This window comes from Iamia sp. SCSIO 61187, assembly GCF_019443745.1.
Lineage (GTDB): Bacteria > Actinomycetota > Acidimicrobiia > Acidimicrobiales > Iamiaceae > Iamia.
The window spans coordinates 1,022,716-1,041,442 of the sequence record NZ_CP050948.1; the positions used below are offsets into that span (position 1 = coordinate 1,022,716).

Annotated in this window: 13 protein-coding genes; 5 read left to right on the forward strand and 8 right to left on the reverse strand. The window is 74.8% G+C overall.

The features are described 5' to 3' along the window. Window positions 1-16 precede the first annotated feature (16 nt). The 8 genes from HC251_RS05020 to HC251_RS05055 form a co-directional block, all read right to left on the reverse strand. A complete protein-coding gene (locus tag HC251_RS05020; protein ID WP_219944210.1) occupies window positions 17-2,623 on the reverse strand; it encodes a bifunctional diguanylate cyclase/phosphodiesterase in 2,607 nt (868 codons plus the stop codon). A gap of 71 nt (window positions 2,624-2,694) precedes the next feature. Next, window positions 2,695-5,355 (reverse strand): bifunctional diguanylate cyclase/phosphodiesterase, encoded by a 2,661-nt coding sequence (locus HC251_RS05025; protein WP_219944211.1) that lies wholly within the window; start codon window positions 5,353-5,355, stop codon window positions 2,695-2,697. A gap of 219 nt (window positions 5,356-5,574) precedes the next feature. Beyond that, the gene (locus tag HC251_RS05030; RefSeq protein WP_219944212.1) at window positions 5,575-6,438 is read right to left on the reverse strand and encodes an alpha/beta fold hydrolase; all 864 of its coding nucleotides are present in this window, start codon (window positions 6,436-6,438) and stop codon (window positions 5,575-5,577) included. Between the two features lie 255 nt (window positions 6,439-6,693). Then, window positions 6,694-7,689: a GlxA family transcriptional regulator gene (locus HC251_RS05035; protein ID WP_219944213.1), complete on the reverse strand. Its 996-nt coding sequence runs from the start codon at window positions 7,687-7,689 to the stop codon at window positions 6,694-6,696. A 104-nt stretch (window positions 7,690-7,793) separates the two neighbouring features. Continuing rightward, window positions 7,794-8,171, reverse strand: coding sequence for a hypothetical protein (locus tag HC251_RS05040; RefSeq protein WP_219944214.1), 378 nt, complete (start codon window positions 8,169-8,171; stop codon window positions 7,794-7,796). Between the two features lie 98 nt (window positions 8,172-8,269). Further along, complete coding sequence (locus tag HC251_RS05045) at window positions 8,270-8,803, reverse strand: phosphoglycerate mutase family protein (RefSeq protein WP_219944215.1); 534 nt, start codon at window positions 8,801-8,803, stop codon at window positions 8,270-8,272. Window positions 8,804-8,855: 52 nt separating this feature from the next. After that, window positions 8,856-14,834 (reverse strand): PKD domain-containing protein, encoded by a 5,979-nt coding sequence (locus HC251_RS25920; RefSeq protein ID WP_219944216.1) that lies wholly within the window; start codon window positions 14,832-14,834, stop codon window positions 8,856-8,858. 113 nt (window positions 14,835-14,947) lie between these two features. After that, window positions 14,948-15,826, reverse strand: coding sequence for a GNAT family N-acetyltransferase (locus tag HC251_RS05055; RefSeq protein ID WP_219944217.1), 879 nt, complete (start codon window positions 15,824-15,826; stop codon window positions 14,948-14,950). 24 nt (window positions 15,827-15,850) lie between these two features. Here HC251_RS05055 and HC251_RS05060 point away from each other — a divergent pair, with 24 nt between their 5' ends. The 5 genes from HC251_RS05060 to HC251_RS05080 are packed head-to-tail and all read left to right on the forward strand — an operon-like array spanning window position 15,851 to window position 18,669. Then, window positions 15,851-16,051, forward strand: coding sequence for a Nif11-like leader peptide family natural product precursor (locus HC251_RS05060; protein WP_219944218.1), 201 nt, complete (start codon window positions 15,851-15,853; stop codon window positions 16,049-16,051). Then, window positions 16,051-17,061 carry a hypothetical protein gene (locus tag HC251_RS05065; protein ID WP_219944219.1) on the forward strand — a complete coding sequence of 337 codons (1,011 nt, stop codon included), beginning with the start codon at window positions 16,051-16,053 and terminating at the stop codon, window positions 17,059-17,061. Before HC251_RS05060 ends, HC251_RS05065 begins: the two co-directional genes overlap by 1 nt. Continuing rightward, window positions 17,058-17,627: an aspartyl/asparaginyl beta-hydroxylase domain-containing protein gene (locus HC251_RS05070; RefSeq protein WP_219944220.1), complete on the forward strand. Its 570-nt coding sequence runs from the start codon at window positions 17,058-17,060 to the stop codon at window positions 17,625-17,627. Before HC251_RS05065 ends, HC251_RS05070 begins: the two co-directional genes overlap by 4 nt. Before the next feature lie 51 nt (window positions 17,628-17,678). Further along, window positions 17,679-18,122, forward strand: a complete 444-nt coding sequence (locus HC251_RS05075) for a hypothetical protein (RefSeq protein ID WP_219944221.1) — start codon at window positions 17,679-17,681, stop codon at window positions 18,120-18,122. A 31-nt stretch (window positions 18,123-18,153) separates the two neighbouring features. After that, window positions 18,154-18,669: a phage tail protein gene (locus HC251_RS05080; protein WP_219944222.1), complete on the forward strand. Its 516-nt coding sequence runs from the start codon at window positions 18,154-18,156 to the stop codon at window positions 18,667-18,669. Window positions 18,670-18,727 lie beyond the last annotated feature (58 nt).

Sequence of the window (18,727 nt, forward strand, 5' to 3'; positions counted from 1 at the left end):
CGGTCCCCGCCGATCGCTAGGTGACGAGGCCGGGGCTCGCCGGGACCGGGCGGTCGGTCGGCGGCCCGAGGTGGCCCGCCCGCACCAGGCGGGCCGTGTCCTCGACGGCGACCGCGGAGGAGAACAGGGGGCCCTGGGCCATGGCGCACCCGGCGCGGCGCAGCCCGTCTCGCTGGGCGACGTGGGTCAGGCCCTCGGCGACGACGGCCAGGCCGAGTGTCGCCGCCAGGTCGAGCAGGGCACGGACGATCGGGGGCACGTCCTCGGAGCCCTCGTCGATCGTGTCGATGAACGCGTGGTCGACCTTCAAGATGTGCACGGCGAGCTGGCGGAGGTGGGCGAGCGACGAGGACCCGGCCCCGAAGTCGTCCACCGCCACGCGCACACCCAGGGCCGTCAGGGCGTCCAAGCGCTCGGCGGCGCGCCCGGCGTCGGACGTGAGGGCGCTCTCGGTCACCTCGAGGACGAGCGAGGGCGCGTGGAGGCCCGAGATGTCGAGGGCCCTCCGGACGTCGTCGGTGATGCCCTCGGAGAGCAGGTGCCGAGCGGGCAGGTGGACCCCGACGTCAGGGACCACCCCTCCGGGACCGCTGCTCGGCCACGCGGCGCCGGCGATGCACGCCGCGTCCAGCATCCAGCGGCCGATCGCCGGGGCCGTGTCGCTCTCCTCGAGGAGGGGGAGGAAGCGGTCCGCCGGGATCACACCGAGGTCGGGGTGGCGCCAGCGGGGGCGGGCCTCGAAGCCCATGACCGTCCCGTCGGCGAGGCGGACCACCGGCTCGTACAGCAGGTCGAGCTGGTCGCGGGCGACGGCGTGGGGGAGCGTGGCCCTGATCACGGTGCGCTCGGCGACCTCGGCGCCCATCGCCTCCTCGTACACGGCCACGCACGCCTCTCCGGCGCCCTTGGCCCGCTCCAGCGCGATGTCCGCGTTCCGCAGCAGGTCGTCGACGGTCGCCGCCACGTCGCCCACGGCGAGGCCGACGCTCGTCGTGACCGTCACCTCCCGCCCGTCGACCGCCAGCGGCGTGCTGAGGACCTGGATGATCCGCTCGGCGGTCGTGGCGGCCTGGTCGGTCCCGGCGTGGTTCTCCTCGATGAGGACGGCGAGCTCGTGGATGCCGACCCTGGCGATGGAGTCCTCGGACCGGACCGTGGTCCGGAGCCGGTCGGCGACCTGCCGGAGCAGGCGGTCGCCGGCCTCGTGGCCCTGCTGGTCGACCAGGGGCCGGAAGCCGTCGAGGTGGAGGTGGAGGACGGCCGGGCCCGTGCCCCGACGGGCGCCCCGGCGCAGCGCCTGCTCGACCCGGTCGCGCAGGAGCGCTCGGTTGGCGAGGCCGGTGGTGGCGTCGTGGAAGGCACGGTCGCGCAGCTCGTCCTCGATGCGGCGGCGCTCGGTGACGTCGCGCAGGTTGGCGACGACCCCGTCGACCACGACGTCGTCGAGCAGGCTGACGACGCTCGCCTCCCACCATCGGTGCGTGCCGTCGGGCCGTCGGACCTCGATCTCCTGCGAGAAGACGACCCCGGGGGCGTCGTTCGCCCGCCCGAGCAGCATCTGCACCGCCGGCGGGTCGACGAGGAGATCCTCGTCGGCGGCCGTGGCGCCCCTGACCTGCTCGGGCTCGACGCCGAGCAGGCGGGCCAGGTTGTCCTCGCCCCAGATGAGCTCACCTCGGGCGTTGGCGATGCAGACGGCGTCGGCGGCGTTGGCGGCCAGGGCCCGGAAGCGGTGCTCGCGCGCCTCGATGGCGGCGCGCGCCTCCTCCACGGCCCGCAGGAGCCGCTGGGCCCGGATCGCCGCCAGCCCGAGGAGGGCGACGACGCTGATCGGCGTGAGCCACGTGTTGGGGTGGTCGTGGGTCACCTGGCCCCACAGGAGAAAGCTCACCGGGACCCCGACGGGCGCGAGGACGAGCCACATGCGGACCCGCCCGCTCGGGTTCCCCTTGTACCGCCGGTCGCTCGGGAGGGTCGACGACGAGAGGAGGAGGAGCGCCGCCATCCACGCCAGGACGACGCGGGTGTCGGCCATGCCCTCGGCGGTGGCGGCGAAGGTCAGGTCGGCCACGAGGAGGACGAGGGTGCCGACCGAGGCGAGCACGACCGGCCGGGACCGGTCGCCCCGCAGCAGGAGGCGCACCGCGACGGCGAGCAGGACGACGTCGAGGAACGGGTAGACCGCCGCCACGATCTGGTCGAGCGGCTCACCCTCGGGGCGGGCGAGGAGGTCGGAGATGGCGATCTCCCAGGCCACGACGATGCCGACGATGAGCGCGACGAGGGAGTCGATCAGGGCGTCGGCGTCGGCCTCGTCCCACGGTGAGCGGAGCGGGACGGGCTGCAGCAGCCCGACGGTGAGCGTGCCGTAGGCGGCGATCCAGAGCGGGTCGGAGATCGTGGCCCCGGCGGGCGCGCCGAGGACGACCTCGTACACCAGGTCGCCGACCATGGTGATCGTGGCGGCGGCGGCGACGTAGGTCCAGGGCGATCGCCGTCCGGGCGGGTGCCGGGCCACGCCGACCCAGGCCAGGGCGGCGCCGGCGGCGTAGGTGAGGAGGTACCCGACCTCGCCGAGCGGCCCGTCGGCATCGACCGCGTACAGCAGGATCGCCGCCACCATGGTGGCGATCAGGGTCGCCGGGAGGCGCGGTGTCCGAAGCCGGCCGCGCGTCCGGGTGGGTGTCGTCGCGGTCACAGCGAGACGCGCTCGTCCGGTGCGAGGACGACGTCGAGGAGGTCCTCGGCCTCCGCCGCCGGGACCGGGCGGGAGAACAGGAACCCCTGGCCGAGGGGGCAGCGCTCGCGGCGGAGCCCGTCGCGCTGGACCTCGTGCTCGATCCCCTCGGCGATGATCTCCAGCTCGAGGGTGTGGCCCAGGTCGAGCAGCCCGCGCACGATCGGGGGCATGACGTCGGGGCGGTCGATCGTGTTCACGAAGGATCGGTCGATCTTCAAGATGTCGATGGGGAACTGCCGCAGGTAGGCGAGCGACGAGTAGCCCGTGCCGAAGTCGTCGATGGCGATCCGCACCCCGAGGGCGCTCAGCGCTCGGAGCCGGTCGGCGGCGGAGCGGGGGTCCGCCACCAGCGACGTCTCGGTGATCTCGAGCACCAGCGAGCCCGGGGGGAGGCCCGAGCCGGCCAGCGCCCTCCGGACGTCGTCGACGATCCCGTCCGACGCGAGCTGCCGCCCCGAGAGGTTGACCGCCATGCTGAGGCCTTGCCGCCCCTCGCCGCCGAGGTGCTGCCAGCGGGCGGCGTCGGCGCACGCCGTCGCCAGCACCCATCGCCCGATGGGGACGATCAGGCCGGTCTCCTCGGTGCGCGGGATGAAGCGATCGGGCGGGACCAGCCCCAGCCGCGGGTGCCTCCAGCGGAGCAGCGCCTCGAAGCCCACGACCGCGCCGGTGCCGAGGTGCACGACCGGCTGGTGGTGCACCTCCAGCTGCCCGCGGTCCATGGCCGTCGCCAGGTCGGCGTCGAGGACCAGGGCCTCGCCCGCCTCGGCCCCCATGGAGGCGTCGTACACCACGATGCGGGCCCGACCCGTGGCCTTGGCCCGGTACATCGCCAGGTCGGCGTCGTGCAGCAGGTCGTCGGCCGATCCGCCCACCTCGCCCACCGCCAAGCCCAGGCTGGCCGAGACGGTCACGCTCTGACCGTCGATGTCCACGGGCGCCTCCAGGGTCCGCAGGATCCGCTCGGCGGTCGCCATCGCCTCGCCGTCCTCCCCGCGGTTGTCCTCGACCAGGACGGCGAGCTCGTCACCCCCGAGGCGGGCGACGGTGTCCTCGGGGCGCACCGTCCGGCTGACCCGCCTGGCGATCTCGCAGAGCAGTCGGTCACCCCCGTCGTGGCCGAAGCGGTCGTTCACCGACTTGAACCCGTCGAGGTCGATGTAGATCACGGCCGGGTCGGTGCCGCGTCGGGCGGCCCGCCGGATGGCCTGGGCGGTGCGGTCGACGATGAGCCCGCGGTTCGGGAGCCCGGTGAGGCCGTCGTGGAAGGCCTGGTGGCGGAGGTCCTCCTCGACCCGCTTGCGGTCCGTGATGTCCTGGACGTTGGCCACGATGCCCTCGACGAGGGGATCGTCGAGCATGTTGACGACCCGGCCGTGCACCCACCGGGTGGCGCGGTCGGGGTCGCGGAGCGGGGTCTCCATCTCGAGCACCTCGCCGGGCCGGCTCAGGGTGCGCTCGAGCAGCTGCGCCAGCGCCTCGGTGTCGACGGTCAGCTGGCCGGCGACGGCGCTGGCACCGTCGAGCTCCTCGGGCGGCACGCCGAGGAGGCGGGCCAGGCTCTCCTGGCCCTCCTTCAGGACCCCGTCGGGGCCGGCGACGAACACGGCGTCGGAGGAGTTGGCGGCCAGTGTCCGGTAGAGGTGCTCCCTGTCCTGGACCTCCCGGCGTGCCGTCTCCACGGTGTGGAGCAGGCGGCCGGCCCGGGCTCCGGCGAGGGCGATCAGCGCCACGGCCCCCCCGGCCATCACGGCGGTGTTGGGGTGGTGGTGGTCCACCTGCCCCTGGATCATGAAGCCGACGGGCACCGTCAACGGGGCCAGCACGAACCACATGCGGCCCCGCTCGGCCAGGGCGGGCTGGCTGCGCCGGTCGGGACGGCCGCTCGACGGCAGGGTGCCGGCGCCGACGAGCAGGAGGGCGAGCATCCACAGGAGGTTCAGGCCGGTCGCGGCGGAGCCGTCGTCGTCGATCAGGTACCCGAGGTCGGCGACGAGCCAGGACATCGATCCGAGGGCGAGCAGGGTGAGCGGGAGCGATCGCGCCCGGGTCATCAGCAGCCGGACGACGAGGGCCACGAGGGCGACGTCGACGATCGGGTAGGCCGCCCAGACCGCCCGCACGAAGGCCGAGGTCGTGGCGTCCCCGACCACGTCGTCGAGGGCCAGCTCCCACACCACCACGAAGGCGATGACCACCGCCACGAGGGTGTCGATGACGGCCTCGACCTCGACGCCGCGACCGGGGCGGGTGGGGCTCAGGCGGAGCAGCCCGACGGCGAGGGCGACGTACGACGCGATCCACAGCGCGTCGGCGACTGACACGTCCGGCTCCCCGCCGGTCCACGCCAGGATCTGGAAGGTGAGGTCGGCGGCCATGGTGAGGCTGACGCCGCCGGCGATCCACAGCCAGGGGCCCCGCGCCGGACGGGGCTGGCGGGACACGCCGACCCAGGTCAGAGCGGTGGCGGTGGCGTACCCGGCCAGGTAGGCGAGCTCTCCCACCAGACCCGTGGGTCGGGCGAGGAGGACGGCCATGGCGGCGAGGGTCACCCCGATGAGCACGGCCGGCGCGACGGCGCGGCCGGTGGGTCGGCGCGCCGCCGTGGTGGTCATGGTGGGACCATCGGACGCGAGGAGGCTCGCATGAGCGTGATCACGGCCACGCCGGGGGCCCCGCCGGCGGCCCCGCCGGCGGCCCCGCCGCCCGCTCGTCGGTCGCCCGCGGTGGGGTCGGGCCAGGTGCGGTCGCCGTGGGCGCGGAGTCGGTCGTGCCTCCGGTAGGCGGGTCCCCCCGCCCGGCCCCGCACCCCACCGGGAACCCACCGGGGGCGGTCAGCCCGCCCAGGATCGGTCGAGGAAGTCGGCGATGAGCGGTGCCATGGCGGGCAGGTGGTCCTCGAGGGCGAAGTGGCCGGTCTCGAAGACGTGCACCTCGGCGTCGGGGACGTCGCGCCGGTAGGCGTGAGCTCCGGGCTCGGGGAAGAACGGATCGTTGCGGCCCCAGAGCACGAGGGTCGGGGGCTGGTGGTCGCGGAGCCAGCGCTGCCAGGTCGGGTAGCGCTCGACGTTGGTGTGGTAGTCGAGCGCGAGGGCGACCTGGGCGGCCTGGCGGCCGGGCCGGTCGAGGTGGTGCTGGTCGAGGGTCCAGCCGTCGGGGGAGATGAGGGCGGGGTCGACCGTGCCCCCCTCGTACTGGCTGCGGGTGACCGGCAGGGTCAGGAGCTCCCGCACCCGGTCCTCGGCCCCCGGGACGCCGGGACGGTTGGCGATGGTCTCGCGAGCGCTCTCCGAGAGGCCCTCGTCGTAGGCGTTGGCGTTCTGGATCACGAGCCCGGCGATGCGCTCCGGGTGCCGCTCGGCCACCCGCAGCCCGACGGGGCCGCCGAAGTCGAAGGCGTACAGCACGAAGCGGTCGAGCCCGATGGCGGCCACGAACCCGTCGACCACGGCGGCCAGGGCGTCGAAGGAGTAGGCGAAGTCGGCGGGGGCCTCGGTGTGGCCGAACCCGGGGTAGTCGGGGGCGACGAGGCGGTAGCGCCCGCCGAGGGCATCGATGAGCCGCCGGAACTGGTGGGACCCGGATGGGAAGCCGTGCAGCAGGAGCAGGACGGGAGCGTCGGGCGGGCCCGCCGTCCGGTGGAAGACGCGGACGCCGTCGACGTCCACGAACCCGTGGGTCACCTGGGGGATCTCCATGATGCGCTCCTCGGATCGAGCCCTCTAACCGACAAAAGTAACTACAAGGGTTACAAATCTCGGGGCCGGTCCGCAACCCGGGCGCGCCCCGCCGCAGCCCGCCGAGCGAGGACACGGACGGTGCCAGGCACCTTCCGTGGCATCCCGGCGGTGCCCCGCGTGTCTCCCCGGGGGCCGAGGAGGCCGTCGGTCCCTCGGGTCAGCGGTCGCTCGCGGCCTGGCGCGCCGACGGGAGATCGGGCTGCGGGCGGTTGGTCAGACCGCTCGTCCGGACCGGGGCAGGGGACGGCCGAAGTGCTGGCGGTAGCGCTCGGGCGTGGTGCCGACCCGGCGCCGGAACGCCCGGTGCAGCGTCTCGGCGTGGCGGATGCCGACCCGCCGGGCGATGGCCGCCACGCCGAGGTCGGTGGTCTCCAGCAGCCGTCGCGCCGCCTCCACCCGCACCTGCTCGACGTAGACGGCGGGCGTCGTGCCCGTCTCGGCCCGGAAGCGGCGGGCGAAGTTGCGGGGGCTCATCGCCGCTCGGGCGGCGAGGGCGTCGACGCCGAGGTCCTCGTCGAGGTGGTCGCTCAGCCAGCGCTGCACCTCGGCGATCGACGGCGTGCTCGCCGGCTGGGCGCGCAGCTGGGCGCTGAACTGGGCCTGACCGCCCGGCCGGCGCACGAACACCACCAGCATGGTGGCCACCTGGTGGGCGAGGGCCGGGCCGTGGTCCTCCTCGACGAGGGCGAGGAACAGGTCGATCCCGGCGGTGACGCCCGCCGCCGTCCACCGGTCGCGGTCGCGGACGTAGATCTGCTCGCTGCGGACGTCGACGCGCTCGTGGGCCGCGAGCTGGTCGGCGAAGGCCCAGTGGGTGGTGGCGGCGTGGTCGTCGAGCAGGCCGGCGTGGGCGAGCACGAGCGCTCCGGTGCAGACCGACGTCGTCCGCTCGGCCCGGTCGCTCAGCCGGGCCACGTCGGCGAGGAAGGCCTCGTCGTCGGCGACCGCCGGCGTCCCGAACCCCCCGACGACGGCGAGCGTCCCCACGGGCGAGCCGTCCTGGGCCACGTCCTCGAGGGCCACGTCGGCGCCGACCCGCACGCTGCTGTGCGACCGCACGTCGTCGCCCCCGGGGGTGGCCACGAGGGTCCGGTACAGGTCCGTCCCGGCGAAGTAGCCAGCCCCGTAGAGGACCTCGATGGGACCGGCGAGGTCGAGGAGCTGGAGCCCCTCCATGGCCACGACGACCACGGTGTGCGGATCACCCACGACAGCGCCTCCTCGAGCCGACGAGCCCAATGGTCCCCCGGTCGGGCGTTGGCAGCAACGACAGGTCGCTGACGATCACCGCCACCGGGGGCGGGGTGCCGGGGTCAGTGCTGGGCCCGGCGCGCCGCCAGCTGGGCCGGGTCGAAGGCGGGGGAGCGCACCCACTCGAGGAGGCGGGCCTCGCGGGCCACCACCGCGTCGGCGGCGGCGGGGAGGGCGGCGAGGGCCTCGGCCGGGATGACCAGGGCGCCGTGGCGGTCGGCGTGGACGACGTCACCGGGGGCGAAGCGCACGTCGCCGACCTCGACCGGGATGCCGGTCTCGACGATCTGGACGAAGGACCGGGCGACGCCGACGCCCCGGGCGAGGTAGCGGAAGCCGACGGCCTCCACGTCGGGCAGGTCGCGGACGAGGCCGTCGGTGACGACCCCCTCGCAGCCGAGCGCGGCGCAGATCGGGCCACGGATGGTGCCTGGCACCATCCGTGGGCACGGTGAACGGGCACGCCGACCTCCTGCGCGAGGCGGGGGACGGGGCGACGGGGGAGTAGCCGCCCTCCGACCCGCCCGGTCCCGCCTCGTCAGGTGGGGACGGCGTCCCCGTGGTGCGGGCAGGCCGGCACCGGGAGCGGGACCGACAGCTCCAGGCGCCAGGTGCCGCCTGCGCCGGGCTCCAGCCGCCAGGCGCCGCCCTTGAGGAGCAGCGCGTCGTCGTCCACGTCGGGCCGGACGTCGAGACCGTCGGCGCGGAGCGCGACGAGCGCCGGCCCCATGACCTCGCCGTGGGTGCAGATGACGGCGCCGGCCCAGGCGGCGTCGGCCAGCCGCGCCACCAGCGCCGAACCGGTGGCCTCCCGGAGGGTGGGGTCCAGCTCGACGATCACGCCGAGGCGCGCGCCCAGCGGGGCCAAGGTGTCGACGCAGCGCCGGGTCGGGCTGGCGACGAGGCGACGGGGGGTGTCGGGGGCCAGCGCGTCGGCCAGGGCGGCGGCCTGCTGACGCCCGGCGGGGTCGAGGGGGCGGGCGTCGTCGTCGCCGTGCCACTCCTCCTTGTGGCCGGCGCAGGCGTGGCGCACGACCCACCGGGCCTGGGCGCCGTCCCGCTCCGGGCTCATGGCGCCAGGCTAGGTCGGCGGCCCCGTCACCCGACGGGGCCGCCGTGACCGGTCAGACCGACGAGCCGGGCTGGTTGACCCAGGCGGCGGCGAGGCGGACCTCGACCCGGCGGAGGTCGCGGGTCTCGTCGAGGACGCCGGTCCAGAAGGTGAGGCCGCCCGGATCGGCGGGCCGGCCCAGCATCTCCTCGTAGGCGGTCGCGACCCGCCGCCTCTCGGACTCGTTCGACCCGAGGATCTCACCGGCGACGGACGTGCGGCCCCGGCTGGCGACCCGTGCCTCCCAGAACGCGAGGTCCGTGGCGCTGGGCGCCCGGCCGAGCAGGAGCTCGTACAGCACGCCCACGTAGCCGGCGTCGCTGCCGCCACCCCGCTGGTAGAGCTCGCCCGAGGCGAGGATCGACCGCTCGAGGTCGACGATGGGCTGACCGTCGCGGAGGCGGGGCGTCCAGAAGGCCCGGGCCGCGTCGTCGGCGGGTCGGCCCAGCCAGGCCTGGTACCGCTGGTCGAGGACCCGGCCCTGCGTCGCTTCGGTGGAGAAGCCGACGAGGCGGGCGACGGCGGTGCGGGTGGTGCCGTCGGCCAGCCGCGCGGCCCAGTAGGCCCGGCCCTCGGGGTCGGCGTCGCGGCCGAGCAGGACCCGGTAGGTGTGCTCGACGAAGGCCTCGTCGGGTGTGAAGCGGGGGAGCGAGGTGATGACGACCGTGTCGGTGTCGCTGCGCCCCAGCTCGTCGGTGACCGTCAGCTCGAAGGCGAGGCTCGCCGGGGCGTCGGGCACGGTGAAGGTGGCCGTGGCGGTCGCCGCCCCGTCGAGGGTGACCGTCGGGCCCGAGGTCTGGGTCCATGCGTAGCTCAGGTCATCGCCGTCGGGGTCGGTGCTGCCGGTCCCGTCGAGGGTCGCCTCGGTCCGCTCGACCACGTCCTCGTCGCCGCCGGCGTCGGCCGTGGGCGGGCCGTTGACCGTGATGGTGACCGTGTCGGTGTCGGTCCGGCCCTCGCCGTCGTCGATGGTCAGGGTGAAGACCAGGACGGCCGGTCCCTCCGGGGCGGTGAAGGTCGGGGTGGCGGTGGTCGGGCCGGTGAGCGTGACGTCCGGGCCGCTGTCCTGCACCCAGCTGGAGGTCAGGGTGTCGGCGTCGGGGTCCGTCGACCCGGTGCCGTCGAGGGTGACGGTGTCGCCCGCGTTGACGAGCTGGTCGGGGCCGGCGTCGGCCGTCGGGGGACCGTTGACCGTGACGGTCACGGTGTCGGTGCCGGTGAGGCCGTCCTCGTCGGTGACCGTGAGCTCGAAGGTCAGCGTGGCCGGTCCCTCCGGGGCGGTGAAGGTGGGCTCGGAGGTGGTCGGGTCGGTGAGCGTGACGGTCGGACCGTCCGTCTGCGTCCAGCTGTAGGTGAGGTCGTCGCCCTCGGGATCGCTGGAGCCGGTGCCGTCGAGGGTGACGGTGTCCCCGGCGTTGGCGGCCTGGTCCTCGCCGGCGTCGGCGATGGGGGCGCCGTTGAAGCTGACGCTCACCTCGTCGGTGTCGGTCCGGCCCTGGCCGTCGTCGACGGTGAGCACGAAGGTCGCGGTGGCCGGACCGGCCGGGGCGACGAAGGTCGGCTGGGACGTGGTCGCGCCGACCAGGATCACGGCCGGACCGGCGGTCTGGGCCCAGCTGTAGGTGAGGGTGTCGCCGTCGGGGTCGGTGGAGCCGGTTCCGTCGAGGGTCACGGTGTCACCCAGGCTGGCCGCCTGGTCGCTGCCGGCGTCGGCCGTCGGGGGGCCGTTGATCGTGATGATCACGGCGTCGGTGTCGGTCTCGCCGCCGGGATCGGTGACCGTGACGGCGAAGGCCAGCGTGTCCCGACCCTCGGGGGCGGTGAAGGTGGGCTGGGCGGTGTCGGCCCCGGTGAGCACGACGACGGTGCCTCCGCCGGTCTGCTCCCAGCTGTAGGTGAGGGTGTCGCCGTCGGGGTCGGTGGAGCCGGTGCCGTCGAGGGTGACGGTGTCACCGAGGTTGGCGTGCTGGTCGGGTCCGGCGTCGGCGGTGGGGATGCCGTTGACGGTGATGGTGACGGTGTCGGTGGCGGGGCCGGCCTCGCCGTCGTCGACGGTGAGCTCGAAGGTGAGCGTGGCGGGTCCGGCCGGTGCGGTGAAGGTGGGCTGGGCGGTGGTGGCGCCGGTGAGGGTCACGGCGGTGCCGGCGGTCTGGGCCCAGGAGTAGGTGAGGGTGTCGCCGTCGGGGTCGGTGGAGCCGGTGCCGTCGAGGGTGACGGTGTCACCGGCGTTGGCGTCCTGGTCGGGTCCGGCGTCGGCGGTGGGGATGCCGTTGACGGTGATGGTGACGGTGTCGGTGTCGGTCTCGCCGTTGCCGTCGTCGACGGTGAGCTCGAAGGTGAGCGTGGCGGGTCCGGCCGGTGCGGTGAAGGTGGGCTGGGCGGTGGTGGCGCCGGTGAGGGTCACGGCGGTGCCGCCGGTCTGGGCCCAGGAGTAGGTGAGGGTGTCGCCGTCGGGGTCGGTGGAGCCGGTGCCGTCGAGGGTGACGGTGTCACCGGCGTTGGCGTCCTGGTCCGGTCCGGCGTCGGCGGTGGGGATGCCGTTGACGACGACCGTCACCACGTCGAGGTCCACGCCGCCACGACCGTCGTCGACGACGAGGCGGAAGGTCAGGACCGCGGGACCTGTCGGGGCCGAGAAGGTCGGGCTGGCGGTGGTGGCGCCGGTGAGCGTCACCGCCGTCCCGGTGATCTGGTCCCAGGCGTAGGTGAGGGTGTCGCCGTCGGGGTCCGTCGAGCCGGTGCCGTCGAGGCTGACGGTGTCACCGCCGTTGACGTCCTGGTCCGGTCCGGCGTCGGCCGTCGGCGCCCGGTTGACGGCCACGTCGACGGTGTCGGTGTCGGTGAGGCCACCGTCGTCGGTGACGGTGAGCTCGAAGGTCAGGGTGCCCGACGCGGGGGCCGTGAAGGTGGGCGCAGAGGTGGTGGCGCCGGTGAGCGTGACGGCGGTGCCGGCGGTCTGGACCCAGGCGTAGGTCAGCGGGCCCGACTCGGGATCGGTCGAGCCGGTGCCGTCGAGGGTGACGGTGTCGCCCGCCTGCACCGTCTGGTCGGCACCGGCGTCGGCCGTGGGCGCGTCGTTGAGGCCGACGCTCACCTCGTCGGTGTCGGTCCGGCCCTGGCCGTCGTCGACGGTGAGCTCGAAGGTCACCGTCCCGGGACCGGCGGGCGCCGTGAAGGACGGCGTGGCCGTGTTGGCGCCCACGAGGGTGACGGCCGGACCCGCGGTCTGGACCCAGCTGTAGAGCAGCGTGTCGCCATCGGGGTCGGCGGAGCCGGTTCCGTCGAGGGTCACGGTGTCGCCCGGCTGGGCGTCCTGGTCGGCGCCGGCGTCGGCCGTCGGGGGGCCGTTGATCGTGATGATCACGGCGTCGGTGTCGGTCTCGCCGCCGGGATCGGTGACCGTGACGGCGAAGGCCAGCGTGTCCGGACCCTCGGGGGCGGTGAAGGTCGGCTGGGCGGTGTCGGCCCCGGTGAGCACGACGACGGTGCCTCCGCCGGTCTGCTCCCAGCTGTAGGTGAGGGTGTCGCCGTCGGGGTCGGTGGAGCCGGTGCCGTCGAGGGTGACGGTGTCACCGAGGTTGGCGTCCTGGTCGGGTCCGGCGTCGGCGGTGGGGATGCCGTTGACGGTGATGGTGACGGTGTCGGTGGCGGGGCCGGCCTCGCCGTCGTCGACGGTGAGCTCGAAGGTGAGCGTGGCGGGTCCGGCCGGAGCGGTGAAGGTGGGCTGGGCGGTGGTGGCGCCGGTGAGGGTCACGGCGGTGCCGCCGGTCTGGGCCCAGGAGTAGGTCAGCTCGTCGTCGTCGGCATCGGTGGAGCCGGTGCCGTCGAGGGTGACGGTGTCACCGCCGTTGACCTCCTGGTCCGGTCCGGCGTCGGCCTCGGGGAGGGCGTTGGGCGGGGCGGTGACCGTGATGGTGGTCGTGGAGTCGGTGAAGCCGCCGTCCTTGTCCATGATGCGGCCGTTGACGTCGAAGGTGCCGACGGCGTTCAGCACCGAGCTGGGCACGGTGGCCGAGGCCGACGTGCTGCCGCCGGCGTAGGTGCCGTCGCCGACCTCCCAGTCGCCGTCGTCGTCGAAGTCGTAGGAGTAGCGGAAGCCGGCGGTGGTGTCGGCCGAGGACGGGTCGGCCTGACCGGTGAAGGTGACCTCGGCGGTGCTGCCCAGGGCGACCGGCCCGTTGTTCCCGAACGTCGCGGTGGGGGCGGCGTTGGTGATCGTCAGCGTCGTGGCGGCCGACGTGATGACCGCCGAGCCGGACGTGACGCGGAGGCGGACGTTCGAGGAGTCGGGGCCGTCGCCCAGCCCGATGCCGGCGAGGGTGGCGGCGCTGACGGTCGGGTTCTGGCCGGTGGCGTCGTCGAACTGGCCGTCACCGTCGACGTCCCACTCGTAGGTCGCCCCGGTGAGGGCCGGCGTGGTCGCGCCGGAGAGGGTCACGGCCGCGCCCTCCGCGGAGGAGTACGGGCCGCCGGCGCTGGCGGTCGCCGTCTCGAGCGTGAGGCTCCAGCCGCCACCGATGTCGCCGACGTCGCCGCCGGCGTCGTCGTGGACGTACAGGCTCCACGTGCCGTTCGGGCTCGTGCCGTCGAGGGCGGCGAGGTCGGTGCCCCAGGGGCCGGCGGGCGCGGGCGCCGGGAGGGCCTCGGCGATCTCGTCGTCGAACTGCGAGGGCCGGTAGGTGCCGGAGGCGAGGCCGGCCTGGCCGATGCCCCCCGCCGCCTCGTCGCTGAAGGTCAGCTCGAGGGCGCTCACCGGCGTGTTGGGCCCCACGTCCTGCATCAGCATCGTGGTCGCGCCGTTGGGGGCGACGAGCAGCACGTCGAGGTCGCGGATGTGGGTGTGGGAGACGTCGTTGAGCTCGACGTCGACATCGGTCACGACGCCGCTGGCGCCGCCCACCACGATGTTGGACGGGTACGGGTCGGAGGCGCCGAGGGAGCCGCTGGCCGGGGTGGTGATCGTGAACGCGTTGCCCCGGGCGTCGTTGTCCTGGAGGCGGATCTGGCCGCTCGTCGGCGTGCCGAGGGTGGCCCCGCCGGTCGGCGCGCTGATCGAGATCGGGATGAGCTCGTCGATGCCCTCGACGGACGGGTCGTCGACGATGGGGACGTTCACCGTCTCGCTGGTGTCGCCGTCGGCGAAGGTGACCGTCTGGCTGACCGCGGTGTAGTCGAGGCCGGCGGTGGCGGTGCCGGTCCCGGTGGTGAAGGTGACCCCGACCTCGCCGTCGTCGCCGCTGACCCGGCTCAGGGTGACGGCGGCGGTGCCCCCGCCCTCGGTGCCGCGGTACTCGACGTTGCTCAGCTGGATCTGGCCGGGGAAGGTGGTCACGCCGGTCTCGACGGTGAGGCTCCACCCGCCCGACAGGCTGCCGGCATCGCCGTTGGCGTCGTCGGCGACGAAGAGGTTCCAGGTCCCGTTGGGGTTGATGCCGTTGAAGGCGGCGAAGGTGGTGCCGTAGGGCCCGGCCGGAGCCGGGCTGGGCCACTCGTCACCGGAGAACCCGTTGGTGTGGTTGGTGGGCTTGTAGGTGCCCGAGGTGATGGAGCCGGAGGCGGGGTGGGTGCTCGCGGCGGCGTCGTCGAAGGTGAGGGTGGCGCCGCTGACGGGTGCGTTCTCGCCGATGTCGGACATCACGACGGTCGACTGGCCGGTGGGAGCGACGAGCAGCACGTCGACGTCTCGGCCGAGGTCGTGGCTCAGACCGGTCAGCGTGACCGTGACCTTGGTGGTCGTGCCGGTGAGCCCGCTGACCGTGACCGGCGACGGGTAGAGGCTGGCGGCGCTGTGGTCGGGTGCCGCCGTGCCCCCTGCGGGGATGGTCATCGCCGTGGTGTTGCTCACCGTCTGGGTGGCGGCGCCGGCCGGGGCGGGCGCCGCGACCACCGCCAGCGTGCCGGTGAGTGCCACCAGCAGGGCCAGGGCCGTGCGGGACGCGCCGCGCGCCCGCCGTCGAGGGGCCCGAGCGTCCGAGCCTGCCGTCACCATCATCTTCGTCGCCCCCTGAGCGCAACGTGCACGCGCCAGGTTGCGTGTCACGACCGCACGAAACGTAGTGGGCGTCGCGCGCTTCGTCCATCCTATGGACGAGTGCCGACCGGTCGTCAGCCGACGATGAGCTCGTACACGGCGACGTCCGCCCGGGGCTCGAGGGGCACGAGGAAGAGCTCGACGGGCCCCGTCCCCGGCATGTCCAGGCGGTGGGTGCCCTGGGTCAACGGTCGGTCGCGCGGGCCGGTCAGGAGGGCGGAGTAGGGCACCGGCCCGGGCCACCCGGGGCGGGGTCGGGCGTCGACGGTGTCGACGGTCAGGGTCGGTCCGTCGGGCAGGCACGCCACGGCGGTGCCGAGGTGGCCCGCCAGGTCCTCGTAGCGGGGCATCGCCGGCGGGCTCGGCGTCACCTCGGTCGGCTCGTGGGCCGGATCACCCGCCGGATCACCCGCCGGATCGGCCGCCGCGACGGCGGGCGTCGCGGGCGCAGCGCCGGCGGGGCGCTCCATGCCGAGGTGCAGCCCCTGGACCTCGCGGCCCACGAAGCCGAGGCGCTCGTAGAGCCGGCGGGCCGGGTTGCCCGGCTCGACGTGGAGGTGGACGGCGAGCCCGTCGGCGTCGGCGGCGGCCAGCACCTGGGTGAGGACGGCGGTGCCCACGCCGTGGCCCCGGAGCCCGGGCACGATGGCGATCTCGAGGATCTCCAGCGCGGTGTCGGTGCGGTGGAGGTCGAGCTGGCCGACGGCGGTGCCGTCGAGGGTGAGGACGCCGAGCTCGGCCTCGGGACGGGTGGCCTCGCGGTGATGGTCCCGGGCCCGCAGCTGGAGGTCGACGAAGGCGCGCTGCTCCTCGGGGCCCCAGCCGGTCAGGGCCAGCTCGTCGCTCCGGCTGGCGGCGAACAGGGCCCGGACGAGGCCGGCATCGTCGTCGGTGCGGGGTCTGCGCTCCAGCACCCCGAGCGAGGTGGCGATCGGGGCGGGGCCGGTGGTCACCTCGCGGACCGTACCCTGGCGCCGGTGGACGACCTCGACCGCTTCCGCCTGCGCGTCCTCGGCGATGCCGACCTGCGTCGCCGCCTGCAGGAGGAGGCCGATCCCACCCGCTTCGCCGTCCGGGTCGTGGCCCTGGCCCACGTCGAGGGGTACGACGTCGACCTGGGGACGGTGCGGGCCGAGCTCGACGACGCCCGGCACCGGTGGCTCGCGCGGTGGATCTGATGACCCCCGCCCCGCCGGTGGGGGAGCGCCGTCCCGACCCCGCCGACGCGCCCTGGGACGACCCCGAGGACTGGACCCCGTGGCGGGTCGGCCCCGGGCCCGAGGGCCCGGTGGTCGAGTGGTTCCACAGCGCCGGGCTCGCCTTCGACGACCCCTTCTCCCAGCAGACGGTGCAGCGCGCCTTCGCTCACCCGTTCCGCCTCCTGTTCACCCACCGCACCGCTCTGGCCCGCATCGAGGCCGACGCCCACCGGGCCGCCAGCCTCCCGATCGCCGGCGTGGTGCTGCACATGTCGCGCTGCGGGTCGACGCTCGTCAGCCAGGTGCTGGGCAGCCTGTCATCGGTGCTCGCCGTGTCCGAGCCCGGCCCGGTCGACGACGTCCTCCGCCTGGCGCGGGCCGCCCACCGGCTCCCCGACGGCTCGGTGGTCGGCCCCGACCACGTCCGGGCGATGGTCGATGCCGTGGCCCGGCCCCGCGACCCGGGTCAGACGGCCTGCGTGGTCAAGCTCGACGCCTGGACCGTGGCGGACCTGCCCCTCCTCCGCGCCGCCCTGCCCGGCGTGCCGTGGGTGTTCGTCCACCGCGACGGGGCGGCCGTGCTGGCGTCGCACCGCCGGGTCCGCGGGGCCCACGTGCTGCCCGGCGTGCTGGCGGGGCCGTGGCCGGCATGGGACCCCGGGGTCGAGCCGGGTCTCGGCGTCGACGAGCACGCCGCCCGGGTGCTCGGGGCGCTGTGCGACGCCGCCGCCGACCACGCCGGGCCCGACGGTCGCTTCGTCGACCACGCCGACCTGCCCGGGGCCGTGGCCGAGGTCGTCGCCCCGCACTTCGGTCTCGACCTCGACGCCGCCGACCGCACCGCCATGGCCGCCGCCGGCGAGCGCGACGCCAAGAACCCGCGGCTCCTCCACGTCCGCCCCGAGCCACCGTCGGCGGACCTGGTCGCGCTGGCGGCCCGGTGGATCGAGCCGGCGCGACGCCGTCTGATCACCCACGCGCAGCGATGACGATGCCGGCCGCGGTCCGGCTGCCGTGGACGTTCGCGGTCGAGCCGATCGCCCGCGAGGTCGCGGCGATCGCCGACGACGAGTGGGAGCTCCACTTCAACACCGGGATCTACGCCGGGGACTGGAGCACGGCGGCGCTCCGGGCCCCCGTCGGGGGCGTGGGCGCCTTCGCCGGCTACCCGGACCCGACGGCGACCGGGTTCGCCCCGACCGACCTCCTCGACCGGTGCCCGGCGACCGCGGCGGTCCTCGCCGCCGTCCCGGCGGAGCTCCTGTCGGCCCGGTTCCTCCGACTCGGCCCCGGGGCCGAGATCCGCGAGCACCGCGACCACATGCTGGGCCACGCCCACGGCGAGGTGCGCCTCCACGTCGGCGTGACCTCGAACGCGGGAGCCGAGCTGGTGGTCGACGGCGGGGTGGTGCCCGTGGCGCCCGGCGAGTGCTGGTACGTCGACGCCAGCCGGCCCCACCGCGCCCGCAACGACGGTGCCGCCGATCGGGTCCACCTCGTCATCGACTGCGTCGTCGGAGCCGAGCTTGACAGCGCGCTGCGGTCGACCATGTAGGGTCGCCGACCGAACGCGCCGCGTAGGGCGCCACGGGCTGGGGAAAGCGCCATGGAGACGAGCACTGGTTGGTCCCGACGGCACGTGCTCGTCGCGTCCGGTTCCGCAGCCGCGGCGCTGGCCGTCGCCGGGCCCCTGAGCTCGGTGGCCGCAGGCGCCCGCCGGCCGGGCGGCGCCCCTCGAGCGGTCGTCGGCGCCACCACCGGCCTGCGGCGCGACCACTGGACGCCGCTCGTCGGCCAGACGGTCGCCGTCGGCGGGCCCGCCGGCTCGGTGCGCGCCACCGTGGTCGAGGTCGAGGACATCGTCGGGGCGCCGGCCGGGGCCTCTCAGCAGTTCGCCGTCGCCCTCGAGATCGGGCGCCGGGCCCGCGACATCAGCGGCCTCCGCCCGGTCACCATCGCCCGACGAGGCGTCGCCACCCTGCTGGTCTCCCCGGTCGAACGGGGCGCCCACCACCGCACCTACCAGATCGTCGTCAACACCCTGAGCTAGCGCCCGCCGTGCCGCGGGCCAAGGAGTCACCATGAGCGAACCGTTCCTCGGAGAGATCAAGATGGTGGGGTTCAACTTCGCCCCGCGCGGCTACGCCCTGTGCAACGGCCAGCTCCTGTCGATCGCCCAGAACAGCGCGCTCTTCGCGTTGCTGGGGACCACCTACGGCGGCAACGGGCAGACCACCTTCGCCCTCCCGAACCTGCAGAGCCGGGTCCCGATGCACTTCGGGCAGGGCCCCGGCCTGTCGTCCCGGGTCATGGGTGAGCAGGCCGGCACCGAGAACGTCACCCTGCTCTCGACCCAGATGCCGCAGCACAACCACCTCGTCAACGCCAGCACCGGTGACTCCTCCTCCAAGAACCCCTCGGGTGGCGTCATGGGCGGGACGGCGTCCCCGATCTACGCGACCGGGTCGCCCAACGCCCAGATGAACCCGGTGACGATCGGCTTCGCAGGGGGCAACCAGCCCCACGAGAACATGCCGCCCTTCCTCGTCGTCAACTTCATCATCGCCCTGCAGGGCATCTTCCCCTCCCGCAACTAGGTCGGCTCGACCTCGTCGGTGGTGGTCGGTCGCCCACCGCCCGGCGAGCGATGAGAAC